The following is a 21,049-nucleotide window of genomic DNA, read 5'->3' on the forward strand; positions in this document are numbered from 1 at the left end:
TATTATTTCGACGCCGCAGTTACAGCAGCAATGACTTTATCCTGAGTCGCCTCATCCATGTCTGGATACAATGGGATGCTGATGACATGATCAGCCGCCCAGCGTGATTTGCTTAAATCGACATTTGGATCAGCTGTTTTTTGGTAGAACGGTTGATCCGGCATAATACGTGGATAATGAATTGAAGTTGGAACGCCAGCTTCTTGAAGTTTCTTTTGGAAATCTGCACGGTTTGAGACTGCAAGAGTGTATTGCGCCCAAGCGCTGTGGTTGTGAGACTCTAAAGTTGTTACAGAGAAACCAGGTGCGTTGATCTTTACAAAAGCATCTGTGTAGCGAGCCGCAACTCTTTCGCGTTGTTCAAGCTCCCAATTGTATCTTTCCATCTTGGCAAGAAGAACTGCGCATTGAATTGTGTCTAAGCGTGCGTTCAGGCCCAGGCGCGTGTGGTAGTAACGCACTTCAGATCCGTGCTCGCGAATCTCTTTCATCACTTTATAAAGATTTGAGTCATTAGTGAAAATCGCACCGCCGTCACCGTAACAGCCCAATGGTTTTGCAGGGAAAAAACTTGTGCCTGCTGCGTCGGTCATGCTGCAGCTGCGTTTGCCTTTGTATTGCGCTCCAAAACTTTGCGCGGCATCTTCGATGACTTTGAGATTATGCTTTTTTGCAATAGCGTTGATCGCATCCATATCGGGAATTTGACCGTACAATGACACCGGCATGATGGCTTTGGTTTTTGGTGTGATCGCGGCTTCAATTTTAGTCGCGTCGATGTTGTAAGTTCGTGGATCAATGTCTACGTAAACGGGCTTTGCTCCTGCGAGCATGATCACTTCTGCTGTTGCGATGAATGAAAAGGCCGTCGTGATAACTTCGTCGCCGTCACCAATACCCATTGCCATCAGAGGAACAAACAAGGCGTCAGTTCCATTGGCGATTGTAAGGCAATGCTTCACACCCACGAAGTCCGCGAGAACTTTTTCAAGTTCTACAACTTCAGGTCCGTTGATGTAGGCGCCATGCTCAAGAACAGCCTGAATGCGAGTGTCGATCGAAGTTTTTAGAACTTTGTATTGCGTTTTCAAATCAATAAATGGAACTGTCAAAGTGTCTCTCCAAGAGTGTGTAAACAGTTTGGAAGTATTGCGTTTGTAAAATAGTTTGTCCACCGATGGAGAATATTTAAACTGTGGGTCATCCGTTTCGAATGCAGTTTTTTATCTGGAGGTGGGAGAGTTATTGCCGGTACTTGCGTGAAGTAATAATGCATCGACTTAACATTTGGTAATGATTCGCAAATTTGATATCGTACTGTCCCAATCTTTCGTTAACCTAATCTTCTGATTGTTGCCTTATCGTAAATGATTTTGTACCAATGGAATTTCGTTTTTACTGAGGGAGTTCGTGTGGTCAAAATTTCTGTTTTCGGTACTGGTTACGTTGGTTTAGTAACCGGTGTTTGTTTTGCCGATATGGGCCACGAAGTCACTTGCGTTGATATCGATTCAAGCAAAGTTGAATTGCTTAAAAGTGGAAAGTCACCGATCTACGAACCCGGCCTTGATGAGATGCTTACGACGAACATCAAAGCGTCGCGCCTGAATTTCACAACTCAAGCACAAGAAGCCGTTCAAAATTCTGAAGTCGTTTTCATCGCTGTAGGCACGCCTCCGCAAGAAGACGGATCTGCCGATCTTCAATACGTGTTAAAAGTCGCGGAAGACATCGCAACACACATGAACGACTACAAAGTGATCGTCACAAAATCGACGGTTCCCGTTGGCACTTGGAAGAAAGTGAAAACGAAAGTCGAAGAAGTTCTAAAAAAACGCGGCGTGAATGTTGAGTTCGACATCTGCTCAAATCCAGAATTCCTCAGAGAAGGCTCTGCGATCGAAGACAGTTTAAAACCAAATCGCGTGGTCGTGGGTGTTGAAACGGCGAAAGCTGGCAATATCATGCGCGAGATGTATGAGCCTTTCTTAAACGGCAATCCTTTGCTGCTGATGGACCCTTTCTCAAGCGAAATGACGAAGTATGCGGCAAACTCAATGCTTGCGGCACGCATCAGCCTTATGAATGAATTTTCGCGCGTGTGTGAACAAGTGGGAGCCGACATTGAATGGGTTCGTCGTGGCATCGGTGCTGATCATCGCATTGGTCCGCATTTCCTATACGCAGGTGTCGGTTACGGTGGAAGCTGTTTCCCTAAAGACGTGCGCGCACTGATTCAAACGGGTGATGAGCTTGGCGAAGATCTAAAAATCTTAAAAGCCGTAGCAACCACAAACAATCTTCAGCAAAATAACTTCTTCAAAAAAGTAAAAGCATACTTTGAAGGAAGCTTGAAAGGTCGCAAGATCGCTGTGTGGGGCGCAGCCTTCAAACCAGGCACCGACGATATTCGTGAGGCTCCGGCTTTGACTATGATCGAGTCGATCTTAAAAGAGGGCGGCGAAGTCACATGCTTTGATCCCGTGGCTGCCGAATCTGCAAAAAAATATTTTGCGACTCATTCACCCGTAAAAGCAGAGGCTGCGAAGCACTTGCACTTCATCGCAGACCAATACGACGTCATGAAAGAAGCGGATGCTTTAGTGATCATGACCGAGTGGAAGTCCTTCCGTGAGCCGGTATTTAATAAAATGAAAGAGAACTTAAAGAAACCAGTCATCTTTGACGGCCGAAATATCTATGCGCCGAAAAAGATGAAAGAGAGAGGTTTCACTTATACGTCCATTGGACGTAACTAGAAAGCACACCATGATTTACGATTGTTTTTCATTCTTCAACGAACTCGACCTTTTGGAAATGCGCCTGAACATCATGAACGATGTGGTGGACCGTTTCGTTCTTGTTGAAGCGACTAAGACTTTCCAAATGAAAGACAAGCCGATGCTCTTTGAAAAAAACAAAGAGCGTTTTAAGCCGTTTCTTCACAAAATCGATCATATCGTTGTCGACACGTATCCAACGTTCTGGACAAAGTTCAGAAAGGTTAAAACGTGGGATTATCATGACAATCAAAAAGAAGCGAAGATGCGTGGTCTGAAGGATGCAAAGCCTGATGATACAATCATCGTTTCGGATCTTGATGAAATTCCTCGTCCAGATCTAGTGCTCAAATACGCGAACACGCCGGAAATTAAGGTGTTTCAGCAACGTCTTTACTATTACTACTTGAACTGCTTCATCAAAGACTATCCAGAGCCTATCGAAGTCTACAATGGCTACAAGCCATGGCAGGGCACTGTGATGATGAAACGTAAGGATCTTAAGTCGATCAAGAAGGCGCGTCTTTACCGCGGCATGCGCCAGGACACGGACAAAGTTAAAATCATTCGCGAAGGCGGCTGGCACTTTAGCTACCTTGGTGGTGTAAAGACGGTGATTGAAAAGATCGAAGCGTACTCGCACAAAGAGCATAACGTTGAGTCTTTCAAAGATCCAAAACGTATCGAAGCCTTAATCAAGCAAGGTAAAGGTCTTTACGGTCAGAACATCGAGTCTGAATTCGTAGCGATCGACGAGACATTCCCGCAGTACATTCGCGACAATCAAGCTCGTTACTCTGATTTGATTTTGCATCCGTAAAGTAGAGCAACCACGTCTTCGTGGTAATTGATGAAAACTTCAATCTGCAGTCTCTCGGCTCAGATTGGAGCGGACATAGAGCAATAAATCTAACCAGCTACAATATAAATTAGATGTTGATAACTTTCGTTCAAGGCCCATAATAAAATGAATGAAAGTCATCGAACACATCAACAGCGCTAAAGACCCTTTGTTCAGTTATGAAATCGTGCCGCCACCGCGTGGTCGCTCGTATAAAGATATCGTCGAAATCGTCGAGATCCTTGCGCCTTTGAATCCTCCATGGATCGATGTGACGTCTCATAGTTCGACAGCGTACTTTCAAGAAAAGACAGACGGTTCCATTCAGAAGCGCACTTTGAAGAAGCGCCCGGGCACACTGGGTATCTGTGGTATCATTCAAAACAGATTTAAGATCGATACTGTCGCGCACGTTTTGTGTTTGGGTTTTTCTCGAGAGGAAACAGAAGACGCACTGATTGAGCTGAGCTATTTGGGTATTGAAAATGTCCTGGCATTGCGTGGTGATACGCCAAACTTTCAAAAACAAATTCGCAATGACCGCACAACGAATAATTTTGCAGCAGACTTGGTGACGCAAATCAAAGACTTGTCTAAAGGAAAGTTCTTGGACGATCTCGAAGATGCACATCCGCTTGATTTCGGTGTCGGCGTCGCTGGTTATCCAGAAAAACATTTTGAAGCACCGAACTTGAAACTCGATATCGCCAATCTGAAGAAAAAGGTCGATGCAGGTGCTGACTACATCGTCACTCAAATGTTCTTCGATAATCAGAAGTATTTTGATTTCGTGAGCGAATGCCGAGCTGCTGGTATCACAGTGCCTATCGTGCCGGGTCTTAAAATTTTAAAATCAGCACCACAGCTTAAGAGTGTTCCAAAGAATTTCTATATTGATTTGCCAGATGCTCTGGTTGATGAAGTTCATACTTCGCCTCAGCATGCTGCCGAAATTGGTAAACGTTGGGCACACAAGCAAGTTCAAGGCCTTCTTGAAGCGGGTGCCCCGGGTGTGCATTTCTACGTTTTGAATGACGTGCAATGTATCGCTGATATCGTAAAAAGTTTTAAGTAATCTCGTAAAAAATTAGAGGAAGTTCGTCACGATGATGAAAAATCCGGTTCTTATTGAACTTGAAGATCTATTGAAGAAACGCTTGATGTTTTTGGATGGCGCGATGGGCACCATGGTGCAACTCCATAAACTTAGTGAAGCCGATTATCGTGGGGAGCGCTTTAAAAATCATGGGAAGGATTTAAAGGGCAATAACGATCTTCTAGTCATTACGAAGCCTGAAGTTATTTACGATATTCATTATAAGTATCTTGAAGCCGGTGCTGATATTATTGAAACCAACACTTTCAATGGTACGCGAATCGCGCAAGCCGATTACGGCTTAGAAGATCTGACTTATGAACTGAATGTTGAAGCAGCAAAATTAGCAAAAAAAGCCTGCCATGATTATCAAGCAAAAACCGGAAAGCGCTGTTATGTCGCAGGCGCAATTGGGCCTACGAACAAAACAGCTTCCTTAAGTCCTGATGTGAATAATCCCGGCTACCGCGCCACAAGTTTTGACGAACTTAAAGCGGCCTATAAAGAACAGATCTTGGGTTTGCTAGAAGGTGGCGTTGATATTCTTTTGCCTGAAACAATCTTTGATACGCTCAACGCCAAGGCCGCTTTGTTTGCAATTTCGGAAGTGGAAGAAGAGCGCAAACAAAAATATCCACTGATGATTTCAGTAACAATCACGGATCTTTCAGGTCGAACTCTTTCAGGACAAACGGTCGAAGCGTTCTGGAATTCAGTCAGACATTCAAAGCCTTTGAGCGTTGGTATTAACTGCGCACTCGGTGCCAAAGAAATGCATCCCTATATCAGAGAACTCGCTCGCGTGTCTGATTGTTACGTGTCGTGCTACCCAAATGCCGGTTTACCAAATCCATTAAGTCCAACGGGGTACGATGAAACTCCAGAGTCGCTAGCGTATCAATTAGGTTTGATGGCGGAAGAGGGGATCGTGAATGTTCTTGGTGGTTGTTGTGGAACAACACCGAATCACATCAAAACCGTCGCTGAAACTTTGAAACAAAAAGCGGTTCGTCCTAAGCCAACAAATTTAGCCCCCATGATGAAGTTGAGTGGTCTTGAACCGTTCAATCTTTCGCAAGAAAAAGTTAGAAACTTTGTGATGATCGGGGAGCGTACGAACGTCACGGGCTCGCCAAAATTTGCGAAACTTATTAAAGAAGACAAATACGACGAGGCCTTGGAAGTCGCGCGTAGCCAAGTTAATACTGGCGCCAACATTCTTGACGTGAACTTCGACGAAGGCATGATTGATGGGCCAGCCGCCATGACAAGATTCCTAAATCTTCTTGCGGCAGAACCAGACGTTTCTAAAGTTCCCGTGATGGTGGACTCATCAAAATGGTCAGTTCTTGAAGCGGGGCTGAAGTGTTTGCAAGGTAAAGCGATTGTAAATTCAATCTCTTTAAAAGAAGGCGAGGCGGAGTTCTTAAGACAAGCTCGCTTGATTCAGCGCTATGGTGCGGCTGTGGTTGTGATGGCTTTCGATGAACAAGGTCAGGCCGCAACGAAAGCTGATAAAATCCGTATTTGCACACGGGCCTATAAGCTACTTACTGAAAAATTAGATTTTGATCCATCTGATATTATCTTTGATCCAAACATTCTAACGGTTGCGACCGGCATGGATGAGCATAACAATTATGCGGTCGATTTCATTGAAGCTGTGAGTGAAATTAAAGCTCTGTGCCCGCACGTTTATACATCGGGTGGTGTTTCAAATTTAAGTTTCAGTTTCCGTGGAAATAATAAAGTGCGTGAAGCGATTCACGCGGTCTTCCTTTATCATGCCGTGAAAGCGGGCCTGGATATGGGGATCGTGAATGCCGGCATGCTTGAAATTTACGAAGAGGTTGAGCCCGCACTTCGTAAATTGGCAGAAGCCGTGGTTTTGAATTCGTCACCGAAAGCCGCTGAAGATCTTTTAAAAGAGGCAGAAAAATATAAAGCCGAAAAAGGCAGTGATAAACATGTCGTTAATGAAGATTGGCGTCATCTTCCGCTGCAAGAGCGTATTACTCATGCGCTAGTTAAAGGCATTGATGCCCACATTGTCGAAGATGCTGAAGAGGCCCGTCAACAATTAGGCCGCCCTTTAAATGTCATCGAAGGCCCATTGATGAACGGCATGAAAGTCGTCGGTGAGCTTTTTGGTTCAGGAAAAATGTTCCTTCCCCAAGTGGTAAAAAGTGCGCGCGTGATGAAAAAAGCCGTGGCCCATCTTGAGCCTTTCATGGAAGAAGAAAAGAAAACTCGCACCGGACTTCAAAGCCAGGGCACAATGGTGATCGCAACTGTGAAGGGCGACGTTCACGACATTGGTAAAAACATCGTATCTGTCGTCATGGCCTGCAACGGTTATAAAGTCGTCGATTTGGGCGTGATGGTCCCTGTGCAAAATATCGTGAAGGCTGCCCGCGAAAATGAAGCAGACCTTATCGGTTTGAGTGGTTTGATCACTCCGTCACTTGAAGAAATGGCATTTAATCTTGGTGAATTCCAACGTGAAGGTATCACCGTACCCGTACTTATTGGTGGGGCTACGACGAGTAAGGTTCATACTGCGGTGAAGCTGGCGCCTCACTATGAAGGTGTCGTTGGGCACGTTGCCGATGCGTCGCTTGTGGTGGAAGTTGGTAACAAACTTTTAAGTCCTAATTCAAAAGAGTCTTACGCAAAAGAAGTTAAGACTTTGAATGCCAACTTAAAAGAACAATACGAAGCATCTCTTAATTCTGGAAAACAGATTTCGTTGGAAGAAGCGCGCGCTAAAAAATATAGCTGCGACTGGCAAAAAGCGGATATCGCTAAACCGCAAAAGACGGGGATCATTGAATTTGCTCCAACCGTTGCGGAATTACGCGATTATATCGACTGGGGCCCGTTCTTCTGGGCGTGGGAGATGAAAGGTCTTTATCCGAAGATCTTTGAATCAGAAAAATACGGTGTCGAAGCACGTAAACTCTTCGACGATGCGCAAGCGTTGCTTGATATGTTGATTAAACAAGATCGTCTTAAGCCGAAATCGCTCGTTGGGATTTTCAAGGCGCATTCGGAAAATGAAGAAGTGCATGTTTATTCGCAAGACAAAAAGCTTTTAGAAAGACTGCATTTCGATCGCCAGCAACGTGAAAAAGTCGTGAATAACGGCATTCATTATTCACTAGCAGATTTTATCGCGCCGAAAGAGTGTCAACGCGAAGACCATATCGGTTTGTTCGTGGTCACGGCAGGTGATGAAGTTGATGTCATTGCTAAAGAATATGAAGCGCAATACGACGATTACAATTCGATCTTGATGAAGGCCGTGGGTGACCGTTTGGCTGAAGCCTTGGCTGAGTGGACACATAAAAAAGTCCGTGCTTTGTTTGGTATCTCTGAAAATCTAACGAACGAAGATTTGATTGCAGAAAAATACCGTGGCATTCGTCCAGCCCCTGGTTATCCAGCGTGCCCGAACCACAGTGAAAAGAAAAAAATCTGGAATCTACTGGATGCCGAAAAAAGAACGGGTGTGTCTTTAACTGAAAACTACGCGATGACTCCGCCAGCAAGTGTATCTGGATACTACTTCATGCACGACGGAGCCAAGTACTTCGCGATTTAAGAATTAGAACCTCACTCGAAACCCAATCCCCGCATCCAAATCCACATCGGTTTTGGGTGCGATATCTAACGTCGCAGATAACTCTGCGAAGACTTCGATATTGGGATTATGAAAGTTATAGAGCAAACCAATCGGAGCGCGTGGGCCGACAGCAACTTCGCCATCGTGTTTGCCACTGTTAATCATGATCAATCGCGCACCTAGACCGTAGTACATTTCAATCGGTCCTTCTTTTGTTCCGAATGTGCGAGCATGATCCCATAAATAAGTTCCATGAACTTCTAAACCATCCCACTCACCGAACGCATAAGCCACGGCGCCCTCGATGGAGTGGCCATCGTTTAAACCAAAGCGTCCTGAGGCTCCTGTTGGAGATCCTAGGACTACACCTATGGCATTGTCCGCGTGGGCATTTTCTATCGTTAAAAGTTCAACAGCGAGAAATGATAAAACTAGAGTTGTCGAAATCAGTAAAGCCTTCGTCATGAAGAGTCCTCCTGTCAAAAGTGTACAGTGTTAGGAAGCCTTAACCTTAGGTTAACATAGGGACTGTTTCAGATCGGAAGCCTGATGTTTAGAGCTTTAACAAAAAACAAAAAATCAGTGTTTCGAAATAGATTAAATGCTTCATTTGACAAAAATAGTTTGGTCTCAAAGGGAAACACAACCTTGTCATTTGCCTGGACGCTAGAGGTGTTTTTGCAATTGAACTCTTTTAAGACCTCGATCTTGGGAGTACACTTGAAGTCTGTTTAGAACTCTGGCTGAGCCAGAATAAAACAGACCATCCCAAGACACAACAAAACGACCTAAAGGACAGCTATGAAAATCTATGCGGATATCACAAAGACAGTGGGCCAAACTCCTCTCGTAGAGATGCAAAGAATCGGGAAGGGCTTGCCAGGAAGACTATTGTTGAAACTCGAGTTTTTTAATCCGCTAGGATCTGTTAAAGATCGCATCGGTCTTGCGATGATTGAAGAAGCAGAATTGACGGGTAAATTAAAACCAGGAATGGAAATCATCGAACCAACGAGCGGTAATACAGGGATCGCACTGGCTTTCGTCGCAGCTGCACGAGGTTATTCACTAACGCTAACGATGCCTGAAACAATGTCGCAAGAAAGAAGAACGTTGTTACTTCTTTTGGGCGCGAAAATTGTTCTGACTCCAGGCCCATTGGGTATGAAGGGTGCAGTTGCAAAAGCACTTGAACTGACAGAGAAAAATAAAAATGCATGGATGCCGTCACAATTCGACAACGCGGCAAACCCTGCAGTTCACAAAGAAACAACAGCACTTGAAATCTGGCGCGACACTGACGGGCAAGTCGATATGGTGATCAGCGGTGTTGGTACGTCGGGGACGATCACAGGTGTTGGCCAAGTTTTAAAAGCAAAAAAACCGTCAGTAAAAATGATCGCGGTTGAACCTGTGGAAAGCCCGGTGTTGTCGGGTGGTAAACCAGGCCCTCACAAAATTCAAGGTATCGGTGCAGGCTTCATTCCGTCAGTGATGGATACAAAAATCGTTGATGGCATCGAGCAAGTATCTTCTGAAGAGTCATTGAAAATGGCGCGTGAAGTAATCAAAAAAGAAGGCATTCCAGTAGGGATTTCTTCAGGTGCTGCGATCACGGCAGGTCTTCGCCAGGCTGCAAAAGAAGAAAATCGCGGTAAAAATATCGTGGTCATCGTACCAAGTTATACAGAACGTTATCTTTCAACGTTGCTTGCAGAACAAGAGCGCGCGGAAGCTCAACAGCTTCAAGTGTCTCAGGTCGATGAATCATATTTGGCAAAAATTAAACACGGATAAAGAGTTGTAATGGTCCCTTTTGTCGTTCCTGCTAAGGACAAAGTTTTAATGAAGATTGGGGAGGCGGAGAAATCTCCGCTCATCCTACAGCCTGAATTAAATGTCTTTGTGTGGAACGTGTATAAGGGACAAAAAGCTCATCTGTTTGAAAACGATTTTAAAAAGTATGGTAGCGGCAAGGACTTTATTCTTTTGCAAGAAGCCCTTGTCGATAACAAGATGCCGCTATTGTGGAAGCAAGATTTCTCAAGTTACGAGTGGCATCTCGCTCAAAGCTTTCACTATAAAAAAGATCTTTCTAGTACCGGTGTTGCGATTGGCTCAAAACATACTCCAACAACGGTTGATTTCATTCGTTCTAAGGCGCGCGAGTTTTTCTGGCTTACGCCAAAATTAACTTTATTCAGTGAGTACGATTTTGAAGGCCGTAAAGTTTTATTCGTGTGCACGCACGTATTGAATTTTGTAACGACTGCGGCGTTTTCTGAATCGCTATATGAAATCGCGCAAAAAATTTCACTCTTTGAAGGGCCGGTGGTATTGGCTGGTGATTTCAATACGTGGAATTTTAAACGCTATATGATTATGAAGAGCATCTTCCGTGATTTAGGGATGGAACATTTAGATTTAGAAAATGACGGCAGACTTTTAAAATTGGATCACGTGTTTGTACGGGGCCTTGATGTTTTAAAGGCAGAAGTCCATCACACTGCTTTGGGATCAGATCATTTGCCTTTAGAAATTAAATTGAAACTTTAAGCGCGGCTGAAAAGTTTTTTCACCGAATACTTCGAAGCAGAGGCAAGCTCTGCAGCCACCGTCGCACCAAAGATCCAGAATAAACCCGCTTCAAAAGAAACACCACGATTGATCATCGCAAATACGCCGAGTGAACCCAGCGCTAGAACGCCAATAGATAAAACACGCGAACGTAAGATCACCAACCACTCGTCGTATTTCAACAACACGCGCGCCAAAATAAATGTAACCGATAGATAGAAAGCACCACAGAACGCCTGACAGAACATCGGGCTGATCTGCATGAAGTAGTGCATAAGACCGTCGCCTTCAAAAAATAAACGCAAACCAAACTGCGGGCACGCAGCCAGTGTCGCAACGGAGCTTGCTAAGTGAATTGCGCCCAGTTTCACTGCAACATGTGATTTTTTAGGGGCCGTCAATGCGATCTGCTCTTTCACTTTTTGCAAAACAAAAGAAGAGCCCGCTGTTTTTGCAGCGTCTTCTGAACTAAAAGACTCAAAATCCTGTTTTATGTCTTTCATGTTTACTTCTCCTGTTTCTTTCCGCGTAAGGCTTTCAAGCTGCGACTAATAATTTGGCGAACGTTGCTGGGTGAAAGATCGAGTTTATTTGCGATCTCATCAAACTCCAGTTCATCCAAATAGCGATAGCGCATGACTTCTTGTTCGCGCGGTTTGAGCTGTTTTAGCAACGCCGCGGACTCGTCCTTACTCTCTAAAGTAGGAGTCTCCGCTGTATTTTGTGACAAAGAATCGTCCCACTCGAGGAAATCTTTAATTTCGCGGTTTCTATAGTCCTTTAATTCGCTTCTGGTAATGACGTACAACCAGGCCAAGGCCTTATGTTTAGGATCATAGTGGTGTTTCTTACGGAAGACCTGCAAGAAGACGATCTGAAGCACGTCATCGGCTTGCTCTTTAGAAAGGCCACGCTTCAGGGCATAAGCCAGTACGCGGCCTGAGTGTCTCATATAAAGAATATCGAGCGCCTTCTCGTGGCCTTCAGCCAGAGCGACCAATAATTCTTCGTCATTAAGATCTTGCAGATTATTTTCCATCGTTTGTCACAAACCTATTGGGCTCATCCTAATAGTCTATGAACCAACACACAAGAGGGATTTGTAAAACATGAAAAAGCACTTAGTCTTGATAGCCACAATATTCTTGATGTGTCCGTCCTTGTGGGCGCATCCAGTCTCGTATGAAGGTGCGACTTCACTCATGTCTTACAATAAAGATCAGCACAACGAATTCTTATTAACGTACTCAGTAAAATCCTATCTCGCCGCAGCCGTTTATTATTTCAGAGAGGGTGACGTGAACTTCACCATTCCTCGCGTGAATTATTTAGCGAAGCGTTGGAACAACGAAGACTCGCAAGGGAATATTTATTTAAGTGGCGGTTATGGCTATGAACGCTCGTTCAATCAGACTGTGGGCGCAGGTTTTGGTGCGATCGATGTTGATTGGGAGTCGCGCAAATATTATACGGCAGCGTCTTACGAACGTTTTCTTCGTCAAGATCAAGACGACATTTCACGACCTGATTTTGAAGTCATGAAAGTGCGTGCGGGTGTTGCACCTTACTTAGCGGAATTTAATGAAATCAATACGTGGTTCATTTTGGAAGCACAAAAAATGAATGATACACCGGTGGTGCTGACTCAATTCGTGCGCTTGTTCTATAAAAATGTTTTGGTGGAGTTAGGCGCGGGCTTTGATGGCGGTTGGGCATTTAACTATATGGTGCATTTCTAGGAGTATGAAGATGAAAGCAATCTTACTAACAGTTCTTCTTTCAACGTTTTCTTTTGCAGCCCACGCTGCACAAACTGAAACAGTCGGCGTGAAGGGGATGGTGTGTTCATTCTGCGCTCAAGGCATTACGAAAAAATTTAAAGAACAGCCTGAAGTTGAAAATGTTGATGTCAGTCTTGAAAATAAATACGTGAAGTTGACCTATAAAGACGGCAAAACTCTTTCGCATGATAAAATCGAATCTCTTTTGAAAGAGGCGGGTTATGAAGTTAGCTTCGACAAAAAATAGTTTTTTCACTTATCTGACGTTGTTCAGTTCCGCGGGCACGCTGGTGTGTTGCGCGCTGCCAGCGTTGTTTGTGAGCCTTGGCATGGGAGCCGTTCTTGCCGGTGTCGCAACCAAAGTTCCCGGCCTCATTTGGATTTCTGAAAATAAAATAGGAGTCTTCGTTTTTGCGGCCTTCATGCTTACTTTTAATGGCGTGTGGATGTACCGCAATCGCAATGCTCCATGTCCTATTGATCCCGAGTTGCGAGATGCCTGTTTAACAGGCAGAAAATTCTCCGCTCGCGTTTATATTCTATCTGTCGCGGTCTTTCTGATCGGATTTTTCTTCGCGTTCATCGCGCCTAAGCTCTTCTAGACGCGCCGAGCCCTAAAAAGCTCTCAGCGCCGTCAACGTTCGTTGACTACATGCAATGTTTTTATTATCCCTAAGTCTTCGTAATTATAACGATAAACAGTAATTACTCCGGTGACCCCGGAGTGAAGACAGACAACTATGGAGAGCAAAAATGTTTAGTGAATCTTTGCTGATTTCTCCCGCTATCGCAGGGGCAGTTGGTTTGATCGTTGCTTTGTTCTTGTACCTTCGTGTGAAGGCACAACCAACAGGCAATGAAACAATGAATCGCATCGCAACGTATGTTCGCGAAGGCGCAATGGCGTTCCTTGTACGTGAGTACAAAGTTCTTTTCGTATACGCAATCGTCGTAGGTGCAGCTCTTTGGTTTGCATTGGGCGGTATCGCTGCAGGATCTTTCATCCTTGGCGCGTTCTTGTCATTGCTTGCTGGTTTCTTCGGTATGAAGGCCGCAACTTACGCAAACGTTCGTACTTCTCAAGCGGCTTCTACAGGTTCAAAAGCAGCGGCGTTGCTAGTTGCTCTTGACGGTGGCGCGGTGATGGGTCTTTCTGTTGCGGGTCTTGGTTTGATCGGTCTTGGCGTTATCTACATGATGTTCAAAGATCAAACTGAAGTTGTTGGTACTATCCTTCACTCATTCGCAGTAGGTGCTTCTTCTATCGCTCTTTTCGCACGTATCGGTGGTGGTATTTATACTAAAGCTGCTGACGTTGGTGCGGATATCGCTGGTAAAGTTATCGAAAATATTCCAGAGGACGATCCACGTAACCCTGGCGTTATCGCAGATAACGTTGGTGACAACGTAGGTGACGTTGCTGGTATGGGCGCTGACATCTATGAATCAATGGTTGCAGCGATCGTTTCTGCAATGGCGATTGCTTTGACAATCCCAGCAGAAAAATTGGCGAACTTGGTAACTAACTCTTCAGATGCTAATGCAACTCGCATGGCAGGTATCACTCTTCCATTGTTGCTTTCAACTTTGGGTATGGTGATCTCTATCATCGTGATCTTCGCAGCTCGCGCGTTCAAAAACGGCAAGCCTGCAACTGTATTGCGTAATGCTTTGATCTTCCCTCCGATCGTTTTGACAATCGCAGCTTACGTTGTGTTGCCAATGTTCGGTATCAGCCAAGCAGTGACTGTTGCGTTGGCAGCGGGTGCGTTCGGTGGTGCTTTGATCGGTTTGATCACTGAGTACTACACAGCGGCTCGTCCAATCCGTCTAGTTGCTGAAGCAGCTTTGACTGGTGCGGGTACTGGTGTGATCCGTGGTTTGGCAGTAGGTATGGAATCAACTGCAATCCCAATGTTGATCGTTGTGATCGCAGCTTACATCGCTGACCGTGCTTTGGGTCTTTATGGTATCGCTATCTCTGCAGTAGGTATGTTGGCTGGTACAGCAGTTGTTATGACTGTTGATGCTTACGGTCCTATCGCGGATAACGCTGGTGGTATCTCTGAGATGTCTGGTCTTGGTAAAAACGTTCGTGACATCACTGACGAATTGGATGCAGTTGGTAATACAACAGCAGCTATCGGTAAAGGTTTCGCGATCGGTTCAGCTATCTTGACGGTTCTTGCGTTGTTCTCTGCTTTCAATATGGAAGTGAACCACGTACGTCTTAAAGCTGGTCTTGCAGCAATGTCTTTGGATCTTACTTCTTCTGGCGTTTTGATCGGTATCTTGATCGGTGCGATCCTTCCGTTCCTAGTTGGTTCAACAACTATGACTGCGGTTGGTAAAGCTGCTCAAAAAATCGTTGTCGAAATCGCTCGTCAATTTAAAGAAATCCCAGGTCTTCGCGAAGGTAAGGCAGAGCCTCAACCAGCGAAAATCGTAGATATCGCGACTCAAGCGGCTCTATGGGAAATGATCTTGCCAGGTATGATCGCTATTCTTGCTCCAGTAGCAGTTGGCTTCATCTTGGGTCCTCAAGCTCTTGCGGGTCTTCTTGCAGGTGGTTTGGCTGTCGGCGCGACATTGTCTTTGTACATGGCGAATGCGGGTGGTGCATGGGATAACGCTAAGAAATTCATCGAAAAAGGTGGATTGCCAGGTCATCCAAAAGGTTCTGACGCTCACAAAGCGGCCGTTGTTGGTGACACTGTTGGTGACCCATTCAAAGATACTTCAGGTCCTGGTATCGCGATCTTGATCAAAGTTATGTCTGTCGTTTCTTTGTTGATCGCTCAGTTGATCGCAACTATCGGCGGATAGGTCTACACTCCGGCTCCGCCGGAGTAGAGTCTAACTGAATCAATAGTTCGAAAATATAAAAGGCTTCCGATGAGGAAGCCTTTTTGTTTTTTAAGAGAGGGCAGAGGAGAAGTTATTTACTTGGTTCACTGTCTTCAGATTCTTCGTCGTACACTTTCTTTGCAGCTTTCGTGACATCAAGTGGTTCTGTTTTTTTGGCTTCGTCTTTTTTCTCGACTGTTTTTTCGACGACTTTTTCTTCAGGGATGCCCCATTCTTGGCGGCACTTTTTAACGGCATCGCCCATGGCAGAATGCGAACTTTGCATTGCCGTCACGGCGCAATTGCTGACTTCATAATCTTGTTCACACAATTTTTCTGCATCAGCGGTTGAGATCGACATCGAACGAACTTTGATGCTTGTGACACAGGAACTTTTTGATGGTGATTGGGCCCACGATGCAAGCGGGCCCAAAGTGATAAGCACAGCACAGAATGTTTTCATAAATTCCCCACGTGCTTTTATGCTATCACAACTTAGAAACAAGTCGTTGTTTTGATTTGAGACGGGACCTTTTCGTTCGTTAGTTCTTATGAGTTAAAACCCATACGCCCAGCAAAATGAACAAGCTGCCCGAGATATAGCGCAGGATCTGCACGCTTAACAATTGACTCAAGTATCTTCCAAAAAGAACACCCATAGTGCCGGCAAGACCCAAGGCTAATAAAACTGCGATTAAAACAGTTACAGTGGATTTGGTTTGTGAAGATGCAGCCAGAGCCGCGAACTGAGTTTTATCACCCATTTCAGCTAAAAAAATAGTAATGAAAGTGCTCGCAAAAATCTTCCAATCCATACGCCGTCCTTTAGAATGACATGATGGAGTCTAGAAATTCCCATCCCAAGAGTCAATTCATTGAAGCCATGGATTTGTTGCAATTAGAAGCAATAAAGGGCGATCTGACTCTGCGACGTATCGTCGATATTTTGGGAGAAGAATGCCATGCCGTGCTCTTGCTGTTCATTGCAATTCCATCCATCTTTCCTGTGCAAATTCCAGGGTTGTCAACGCCCGTGGGAATTATCATTTCTGCCGTGGCCATCATGCTTTATATGCACAGACCGCCATGGATTCCACGAAGATACGAGACACTAAAGATCTCTGCGAAAGTAGTGATCAGGGTTTCGGAAATTGCGGAAAGAATTTGGAAAAAACTTTCGCGGGTGGTGAAAGAGCGTTGGGTGTTTTTGCATGACGGCTCGTTCTTTCGCATGCTGAATCTTATGATATTTGTAGTAAACGCATGCTTGTTAGCGTTGCCATTACCCATTCCGTTTACTAACACTGTTCCAGGAATCGCGATCGTTTTGTGTGCCTTAGGGCATGTGGAAAAAGATGGTCTATTTATTCTTCTCAGTTACCTCTGGACTTTGTTAGTGATCGCCTTTTTCACATCGCTTGCGATGGGGGCAAAACATTTCTTCTAACAAGCCTCAGGACCTTTCAGTCTTTGTCAGCGAAATCTGATTCATCTACCATCAAGGCATCAGGAGGTCACAATGACTAAGTGGATTTTGATGGGATTAATGACGATGGGTGTTTCATTCGCAGCACATGCTGAAAACGCATGTCAGCAAGATATGCAAACGTTATGCGGAACTGTAGAGCCAGGTGAAGGCCGCATGATGAAGTGTATGAAAGAGAATGAAGCAAAACTTTCACCAGCTTGTAAAGCTCAACGCGATAAAATGAAAGCCGCAATGAAAGATATCAAAGAGGCTTGTCATGACGACTATGAAAAATTCTGCGCTGATGTGAAAATGGGAAAAGGTCGCGCGATGAAATGCATGAAAGAGCACAAGGACGAATTGTCACAAACATGCAAAGACGAAATGATGAAGCATAAAAAAGGTAAAGGCAAACACCACGGTTAAGCCTTATCTTAGCGATTTAGAAAATCCCTATGCAGCTTTTTGTCGGCATAGGGATCTTCTACAGCTTGAAGTTCTTCCGCAGAATACCCCGAGAAAATCTTCTCAACCGCAACAGTCTTTATATCGCCGCTCTCGATAATTTTAAATGAAGCACGCCACGTGCGATAGGCAATCACAAAGCCGTCGTCCGTCGCTTTCACGCGTTTTTTACGTGAGTTATCGGGCTCATATTCCAATTGATGCAGTAAAAAGCCCCGCAACTGCGAAAGTCCATGATTTTCTAAATATTGTAGATCATCTGAAACGGCTTCAGAAAATTGCACGGTGAACTTTTCCGAAGAAGAAAGCCACGCGGGCTCACTACCCGGAAAAGAATCCGCGTAAGCCACATAAGGCTTAATATCCAGAATCGGGGAGCCATCAAGTAAGTCAGCCCCTTCGACATAGATTTTCAGTTTATCAATGCGTTTTAGTTTCACGCAGCTCATGCCCACGTTATTCGGTCGATAAGGAGAGCGTGTCGCAAACACACCCAGCTTCGTATCAGACCCACGCGGAGGTAAAACCATCGGATTCCAATGTTGGTTGTGATGAAACGTAAAGATGATCCACAAGCGATCGCAGCCTTCAAGTCCTGTCAGTGCTTGTTCAAAGTTCTGACCACTGGCAAGTTCGATCACACCTTCGGAGTGATGGGAATCGGGTTGGCGACCAGCTTCGTAAGGATGAACTTGAGAACTTCGGAAATAACCAATCGGCGTGAATTCTATTTTTTCATTCGCCATTGTCTCATCCATTCAAAGCCAGCGACCGCAGCGGTCACACCGACGTTTAGAGAATTCTTGCGACCGCGCAGAGGAATAATTCTAACTTCATCGATTAATTTTAATATCTCAGGATCAAGGCCGAAACGTTCATTGCCTAAAATGAAAGCCGTTGGTGTATCATCGAAATCTTCGTAAAGATCTTCGGCACTGGCTGCCGTTTCAAGTGCGATCAGGCGATAGCCGTTTTCTTTAAGCGATTCAAGGCACTCAAAAAGTTTTCCGCCCTCTGCCCAGTCCATGTACTCTTGCGTGCCCATAGCTGTTTTTTCGACCTTCCATTGCGTCGGCAGAGGCGTATAGCCGCACAATAAGACCTTTTCAGCCCCCAAGCATTCTGCGGTTCTAAAAATGGAACCTACGTTAAATGCCGAGCGAATATTATCTAAAACAAAAATCAAAGGCAGTTTTTCTTCAGGAGTTTGGTCTTTGTCGTTTTCTAAAATAAGGAAATCATCATCCTGCACGGTTTTGTGGAGCAAGCGTTCAAAGGGAATCGCAAAGCTGACAAAATGTTTTAAAGTCATGTCAGGGACAAGATGTTTTTCGATATCCGCTAAGCGCGAGACATCGTGATTGTCAGATGTCTTAAGACTGGCAATCAGCGATTTCAAATTTTTCAATTTCGCTGAGTCAAAAGAAAAATCCCCCGAGGATTTCTCAAGCTCTAGAAAAAGCTTATGAATTTCTTCGAGGGATTTTTTATCGTGTAAATGCATTACTTCACTCGTTGGCCGACTTGTGCGCCTTCATCAGGAGTCAGCATGAACAAGTCACTGCCACCAGTGCCAGCCGCCAGAACCATACCTTCAGACATGCCGAATTTCATCTTACGTGGTTTCAAATTCACGCAGACCAAAACTTTACGACCTAAAAGTTGTTCCGGTTTGTAAGCAGCTTTAATACCAGAAATGATTTGGCGGATTTCGCCATTGCCGATATCAATTTTCAAACGAAGAAGTTTGTCTGCTTCTTTGATCTCTTCGGCTTCAACGACAAGACCTACGCGCAAATCGACTTTTTCAAAATCAGCAAATTCGATTTCAGGAGCACGATCGCCTTCAGCAGCTTTTGCAGCAACGGGTGCAGCTGCTGCTTTCGCAGGAGCCGTTGAAGCGGCTTTTTTCTCAGCCTGGATCTTTTCATTGATCTGACGGCTTTCTTCAATCATCGCTTTAATCTTGTCAGCCTCGACACGAGTTGCAAGATGTTCGTATTCGTTGATTGAACGATTCGTCAAAACCGTGTTGATGTCAGACCATTTGTAATCGGCTTCGCCCAAAAGTTTTGCCACTTTTTCCGTGTAGTACGGAAGAACTGGTTTTAAGTAGATCGCAAGAATACGGAAGATATTCAAAGTTGCGGTGATCACTTGTTTTGTGCCAGCAGGATCTGTTTCCAAAGTCTTCCACGGAGCTTTTTCGTCGAAGTACTTATTGGCATCGTCAGCGATACCACGGATCTCTGTGATGGCTTTGGCAAAATCACGCGCTTCAAAGTGGGCGGCGATAGTTTCGCCACGCTCTTGAGCTGACTTGATCAGTTTTGCGCCTTCCGCATCCGGAGTGCTCATGATGCCATCCATTTTCTTTTTCAACATCTGACCACCACGTGAACCCAAGTTTGTGATTTTACCCACAAGGTCCGAGTTTACACGGTTCACGAAATCTTCCATGTTCAAATCGATGTCATCCACAGAACTGCTGAGCTTCGTTGAATAGTAATAACGAAGATGTTCAGGATTCATGTGATTCAAGTAAGTGCGAGCTGCGATAAATGTCCCTTTTGATTTAGACATTTTTTCGCCATTCACCATCAAGTGTCCGTGAACGAAAACTTGATTTGGGGAACGCAACTCTGCGGCTTTCAAGAATGCAGGCCAGAAGATCGTGTGGAAACGTGCGATATCCTTACCAATGAAGTGATAGATTTCGCGCGTAGGATCTTGCCAGATATCTTGCAACGTTTTGCCCTGAGCTTTTGCCCATTGCTCTGTCGAAGACATGTAACCCATCGGAGCATCAACCCAGACGTAGAAGAATTTTTTATTATCAGTTCCCGGAATCGGGAAGCCAAAGTACGGCTCATCACGAGAGATATCCAAGTCATGAAGATCTTCGTTGAACCACTCAAGCATCTTCTTAGAAATCTCCGGCGACGAGTGTTTAGGAATCCACTCTTCTAGATATTTTTTGAAGTCGTTGAGTTTAAAGAAAATACTTTCGCTGTCTTTAAGTACTGGCGTTGTGCCGCATAAAGAACAGTGAACGTCTTTCATATCGCTTGGTGAATAAGTTGAACCACACACGTCGCAGGAATCGCCGTATTGTTCTTTTGCGCCACACTTAGGGCACGTGCCTTTAACAAAACGATCTGGCAGGAACATTTTGTCGTGCTCACAGAAAAGCTGCTTGATCGCTTGTTTGCGGGTGTGACCGCCAGCTACGAATTTACCATAGAAGTATTCGCACAAGGCTTTGTTTTCAGCAGAGTTTGTTGAGCCGTAGTGTGAGAACTTGATTTGGAAATCAGCAAAATCCTGAGTGTGCTCTTTGTAGGATTGAGCGATCAACTGTTCTGGAGTGATTCCCAATTCACGAGCTTTCACCATGATCGGTGTACCGTGAGTGTCGTCTGCGCAAATGTAAACGCATTCGTTGCCACGCATGTTTTGGAAGCGTGTCCAGAAGTCAGCTTGAAGATACTCAACCAAGTGCCCTAAATGAATGTAGCCATTCGCGTAGGGTAGAGCAGTTGTGATCAGGATTTTACGTTGAGACATAG

Annotated in this window: 21 protein-coding genes; 12 read left to right on the plus strand and 9 right to left on the minus strand. The window is 44.8% G+C overall.

The genetic code is table 11. The features are described 5' to 3' along the window. Positions 1-2: 2 nt before the first annotated feature. Positions 3-1,112, minus strand: coding sequence for a DegT/DnrJ/EryC1/StrS aminotransferase family protein (locus DOE51_RS07900; RefSeq protein WP_142696000.1), 1,110 nt, complete (start codon positions 1,110-1,112; stop codon positions 3-5). Positions 1,113-1,412: 300 nt separating this feature from the next. Between DOE51_RS07900 and DOE51_RS07905 the strand changes: the two genes are divergently transcribed. From DOE51_RS07905 to metH, 4 genes are all read left to right on the plus strand, one after another. Next, positions 1,413-2,759: a UDP-glucose/GDP-mannose dehydrogenase family protein gene (locus DOE51_RS07905; protein ID WP_210415575.1), complete on the plus strand. Its 1,347-nt coding sequence runs from the start codon at positions 1,413-1,415 to the stop codon at positions 2,757-2,759. 10 nt (positions 2,760-2,769) lie between these two features. Then, positions 2,770-3,600 (plus strand): N-acetylglucosaminyltransferase, encoded by an 831-nt coding sequence (locus tag DOE51_RS07910; protein ID WP_142696002.1) that lies wholly within the window; start codon positions 2,770-2,772, stop codon positions 3,598-3,600. A gap of 151 nt (positions 3,601-3,751) precedes the next feature. Continuing rightward, on the plus strand, positions 3,752-4,696 hold the full coding sequence (locus tag DOE51_RS07915; protein ID WP_142696003.1) for a methylenetetrahydrofolate reductase: 945 nt from the start codon (positions 3,752-3,754) through the stop codon (positions 4,694-4,696). Between the two features lie 31 nt (positions 4,697-4,727). After that, positions 4,728-8,321 carry a methionine synthase gene (gene metH, locus DOE51_RS07920; protein WP_142696004.1) on the plus strand — a complete coding sequence of 1,198 codons (3,594 nt, stop codon included), beginning with the start codon at positions 4,728-4,730 and terminating at the stop codon, positions 8,319-8,321. Positions 8,322-8,324: 3 nt separating this feature from the next. Here metH and DOE51_RS07925 read toward each other — a convergent pair whose 3' ends face one another. Beyond that, on the minus strand, positions 8,325-8,807 hold the full coding sequence (locus tag DOE51_RS07925) for a hypothetical protein (RefSeq protein ID WP_142696005.1): 483 nt from the start codon (positions 8,805-8,807) through the stop codon (positions 8,325-8,327). Positions 8,808-9,143: 336 nt separating this feature from the next. On the opposite strand from DOE51_RS07925, the gene cysK reads away from it, so the two are divergent. Further along, positions 9,144-10,139, plus strand: a complete 996-nt coding sequence (gene cysK / locus DOE51_RS07930; RefSeq protein ID WP_142696006.1) for a cysteine synthase A — start codon at positions 9,144-9,146, stop codon at positions 10,137-10,139. Positions 10,140-10,187: 48 nt separating this feature from the next. Beyond that, complete coding sequence (locus DOE51_RS07935; protein WP_256373182.1) at positions 10,188-10,898, plus strand: endonuclease/exonuclease/phosphatase family protein; 711 nt, start codon at positions 10,188-10,190, stop codon at positions 10,896-10,898. Here the strand turns inward: DOE51_RS07935 and DOE51_RS07940 are convergent. Both DOE51_RS07940 and DOE51_RS07945 read right to left on the minus strand, forming a co-directional pair. Beyond that, on the minus strand, positions 10,895-11,422 hold the full coding sequence (locus DOE51_RS07940) for a hypothetical protein (RefSeq protein ID WP_142696008.1): 528 nt from the start codon (positions 11,420-11,422) through the stop codon (positions 10,895-10,897). The genes DOE51_RS07935 and DOE51_RS07940 overlap by 4 nt on opposite strands. Positions 11,423-11,424: 2 nt before the next feature. Next, positions 11,425-11,958: an RNA polymerase sigma factor gene (locus DOE51_RS07945; protein WP_246845489.1), complete on the minus strand. Its 534-nt coding sequence runs from the start codon at positions 11,956-11,958 to the stop codon at positions 11,425-11,427. A gap of 163 nt (positions 11,959-12,121) precedes the next feature. Here DOE51_RS07945 and DOE51_RS07950 point away from each other — a divergent pair, with 163 nt between their 5' ends. From DOE51_RS07950 to DOE51_RS07965, 4 genes are all read left to right on the plus strand, one after another. Continuing rightward, positions 12,122-12,658 (plus strand): hypothetical protein, encoded by a 537-nt coding sequence (locus DOE51_RS07950; protein ID WP_142696009.1) that lies wholly within the window; start codon positions 12,122-12,124, stop codon positions 12,656-12,658. Between the two features lie 10 nt (positions 12,659-12,668). Continuing rightward, positions 12,669-12,947: a heavy-metal-associated domain-containing protein gene (locus DOE51_RS07955; RefSeq protein WP_168196409.1), complete on the plus strand. Its 279-nt coding sequence runs from the start codon at positions 12,669-12,671 to the stop codon at positions 12,945-12,947. Then, a complete protein-coding gene (locus DOE51_RS07960; RefSeq protein WP_142696011.1) occupies positions 12,922-13,302 on the plus strand; it encodes a hypothetical protein in 381 nt (126 codons plus the stop codon). Before DOE51_RS07955 ends, DOE51_RS07960 begins: the two co-directional genes overlap by 26 nt. Positions 13,303-13,453: 151 nt before the next feature. Next, on the plus strand, positions 13,454-15,526 hold the full coding sequence (locus DOE51_RS07965) for a sodium-translocating pyrophosphatase (protein ID WP_142696012.1): 2,073 nt from the start codon (positions 13,454-13,456) through the stop codon (positions 15,524-15,526). Between the two features lie 112 nt (positions 15,527-15,638). Here DOE51_RS07965 and DOE51_RS07970 read toward each other — a convergent pair whose 3' ends face one another. Beyond that, on the minus strand, positions 15,639-16,010 hold the full coding sequence (locus DOE51_RS07970; protein WP_142696013.1) for a hypothetical protein: 372 nt from the start codon (positions 16,008-16,010) through the stop codon (positions 15,639-15,641). 79 nt (positions 16,011-16,089) lie between these two features. Next, positions 16,090-16,362 (minus strand): TMEM165/GDT1 family protein, encoded by a 273-nt coding sequence (locus DOE51_RS07975; RefSeq protein WP_142696014.1) that lies wholly within the window; start codon positions 16,360-16,362, stop codon positions 16,090-16,092. A 68-nt stretch (positions 16,363-16,430) separates the two neighbouring features. Here DOE51_RS07975 and DOE51_RS07980 point away from each other — a divergent pair, with 68 nt between their 5' ends. Together DOE51_RS07980 and DOE51_RS07985 are read left to right on the plus strand one after the other, a co-directional pair. After that, positions 16,431-16,994 (plus strand): exopolysaccharide biosynthesis protein, encoded by a 564-nt coding sequence (locus DOE51_RS07980; protein WP_142696015.1) that lies wholly within the window; start codon positions 16,431-16,433, stop codon positions 16,992-16,994. 72 nt (positions 16,995-17,066) lie between these two features. Beyond that, positions 17,067-17,441 (plus strand): cysteine rich repeat-containing protein, encoded by a 375-nt coding sequence (locus tag DOE51_RS07985; RefSeq protein ID WP_142696016.1) that lies wholly within the window; start codon positions 17,067-17,069, stop codon positions 17,439-17,441. 8 nt (positions 17,442-17,449) lie between these two features. On the opposite strand, the gene tsaA is transcribed toward DOE51_RS07985, so the two are convergent. From tsaA to metG, 3 genes are read right to left on the minus strand one after another with little or no spacing between them, the layout of a single operon-like run. After that, positions 17,450-18,226 (minus strand): tRNA (N6-threonylcarbamoyladenosine(37)-N6)-methyltransferase TrmO, encoded by a 777-nt coding sequence (gene tsaA, locus DOE51_RS07990; RefSeq protein ID WP_142696017.1) that lies wholly within the window; start codon positions 18,224-18,226, stop codon positions 17,450-17,452. Then, positions 18,208-18,984, minus strand: coding sequence for an RNA methyltransferase (locus DOE51_RS07995; protein ID WP_142696018.1), 777 nt, complete (start codon positions 18,982-18,984; stop codon positions 18,208-18,210). The genes tsaA and DOE51_RS07995 overlap by 19 nt, the downstream gene beginning before the upstream one ends. Continuing rightward, positions 18,984-21,047 (minus strand): methionine--tRNA ligase, encoded by a 2,064-nt coding sequence (gene metG, locus DOE51_RS08000; protein WP_142696019.1) that lies wholly within the window; start codon positions 21,045-21,047, stop codon positions 18,984-18,986. Before metG ends, DOE51_RS07995 begins: the two co-directional genes overlap by 1 nt. Positions 21,048-21,049 lie beyond the last annotated feature (2 nt).

Origin of the sequence: Bdellovibrio sp. NC01, assembly GCF_006874625.1 — a bacterium.
Classification (GTDB): domain Bacteria; phylum Bdellovibrionota; class Bdellovibrionia; order Bdellovibrionales; family Bdellovibrionaceae; genus Bdellovibrio.

Bases quoted from the DNA above. Each gene is read 5' to 3' on its own strand.
- DOE51_RS07910 (WP_142696002.1), top strand. From the start codon at position 2,770: ATGATTTACGATTGTTTTTCATTCTTCAACGAACTCGACCTTTTGGAA.
- DOE51_RS07915 (WP_142696003.1), top strand. From the start codon at position 3,752: ATGAAAGTCATCGAACACATCAACAGCGCTAAAGACCCTTTGTTCAGT.
- metH (WP_142696004.1), top strand. From the start codon at position 4,728: ATGATGAAAAATCCGGTTCTTATTGAACTTGAAGATCTATTGAAGAAA.
- DOE51_RS07925 (WP_142696005.1), bottom strand. From the start codon at position 8,807: ATGACGAAGGCTTTACTGATTTCGACAACTCTAGTTTTATCATTTCTC.
- cysK (WP_142696006.1), top strand. From the start codon at position 9,144: ATGAAAATCTATGCGGATATCACAAAGACAGTGGGCCAAACTCCTCTC.
- DOE51_RS07935 (WP_256373182.1), top strand. From the start codon at position 10,188: ATGAAGATTGGGGAGGCGGAGAAATCTCCGCTCATCCTACAGCCTGAA.
- DOE51_RS07940 (WP_142696008.1), bottom strand. From the start codon at position 11,422: ATGAAAGACATAAAACAGGATTTTGAGTCTTTTAGTTCAGAAGACGCT.
- DOE51_RS07945 (WP_246845489.1), bottom strand. From the start codon at position 11,958: ATGGAAAATAATCTGCAAGATCTTAATGACGAAGAATTATTGGTCGCT.
- DOE51_RS07950 (WP_142696009.1), top strand. From the start codon at position 12,122: ATGTCTTACAATAAAGATCAGCACAACGAATTCTTATTAACGTACTCA.
- DOE51_RS07955 (WP_168196409.1), top strand. From the start codon at position 12,669: ATGAAAGCAATCTTACTAACAGTTCTTCTTTCAACGTTTTCTTTTGCA.
- DOE51_RS07960 (WP_142696011.1), top strand. From the start codon at position 12,922: ATGAAGTTAGCTTCGACAAAAAATAGTTTTTTCACTTATCTGACGTTG.
- DOE51_RS07965 (WP_142696012.1), top strand. From the start codon at position 13,454: ATGTTTAGTGAATCTTTGCTGATTTCTCCCGCTATCGCAGGGGCAGTT.
- DOE51_RS07970 (WP_142696013.1), bottom strand. From the start codon at position 16,010: ATGAAAACATTCTGTGCTGTGCTTATCACTTTGGGCCCGCTTGCATCG.
- DOE51_RS07975 (WP_142696014.1), bottom strand. From the start codon at position 16,362: ATGGATTGGAAGATTTTTGCGAGCACTTTCATTACTATTTTTTTAGCT.
- DOE51_RS07980 (WP_142696015.1), top strand. From the start codon at position 16,431: ATGGATTTGTTGCAATTAGAAGCAATAAAGGGCGATCTGACTCTGCGA.
- DOE51_RS07985 (WP_142696016.1), top strand. From the start codon at position 17,067: ATGACTAAGTGGATTTTGATGGGATTAATGACGATGGGTGTTTCATTC.
- tsaA (WP_142696017.1), bottom strand. From the start codon at position 18,226: ATGGCGAATGAAAAAATAGAATTCACGCCGATTGGTTATTTCCGAAGT.
- DOE51_RS07995 (WP_142696018.1), bottom strand. From the start codon at position 18,984: ATGCATTTACACGATAAAAAATCCCTCGAAGAAATTCATAAGCTTTTT.
- metG (WP_142696019.1), bottom strand. From the start codon at position 21,047: ATGTCTCAACGTAAAATCCTGATCACAACTGCTCTACCCTACGCGAAT.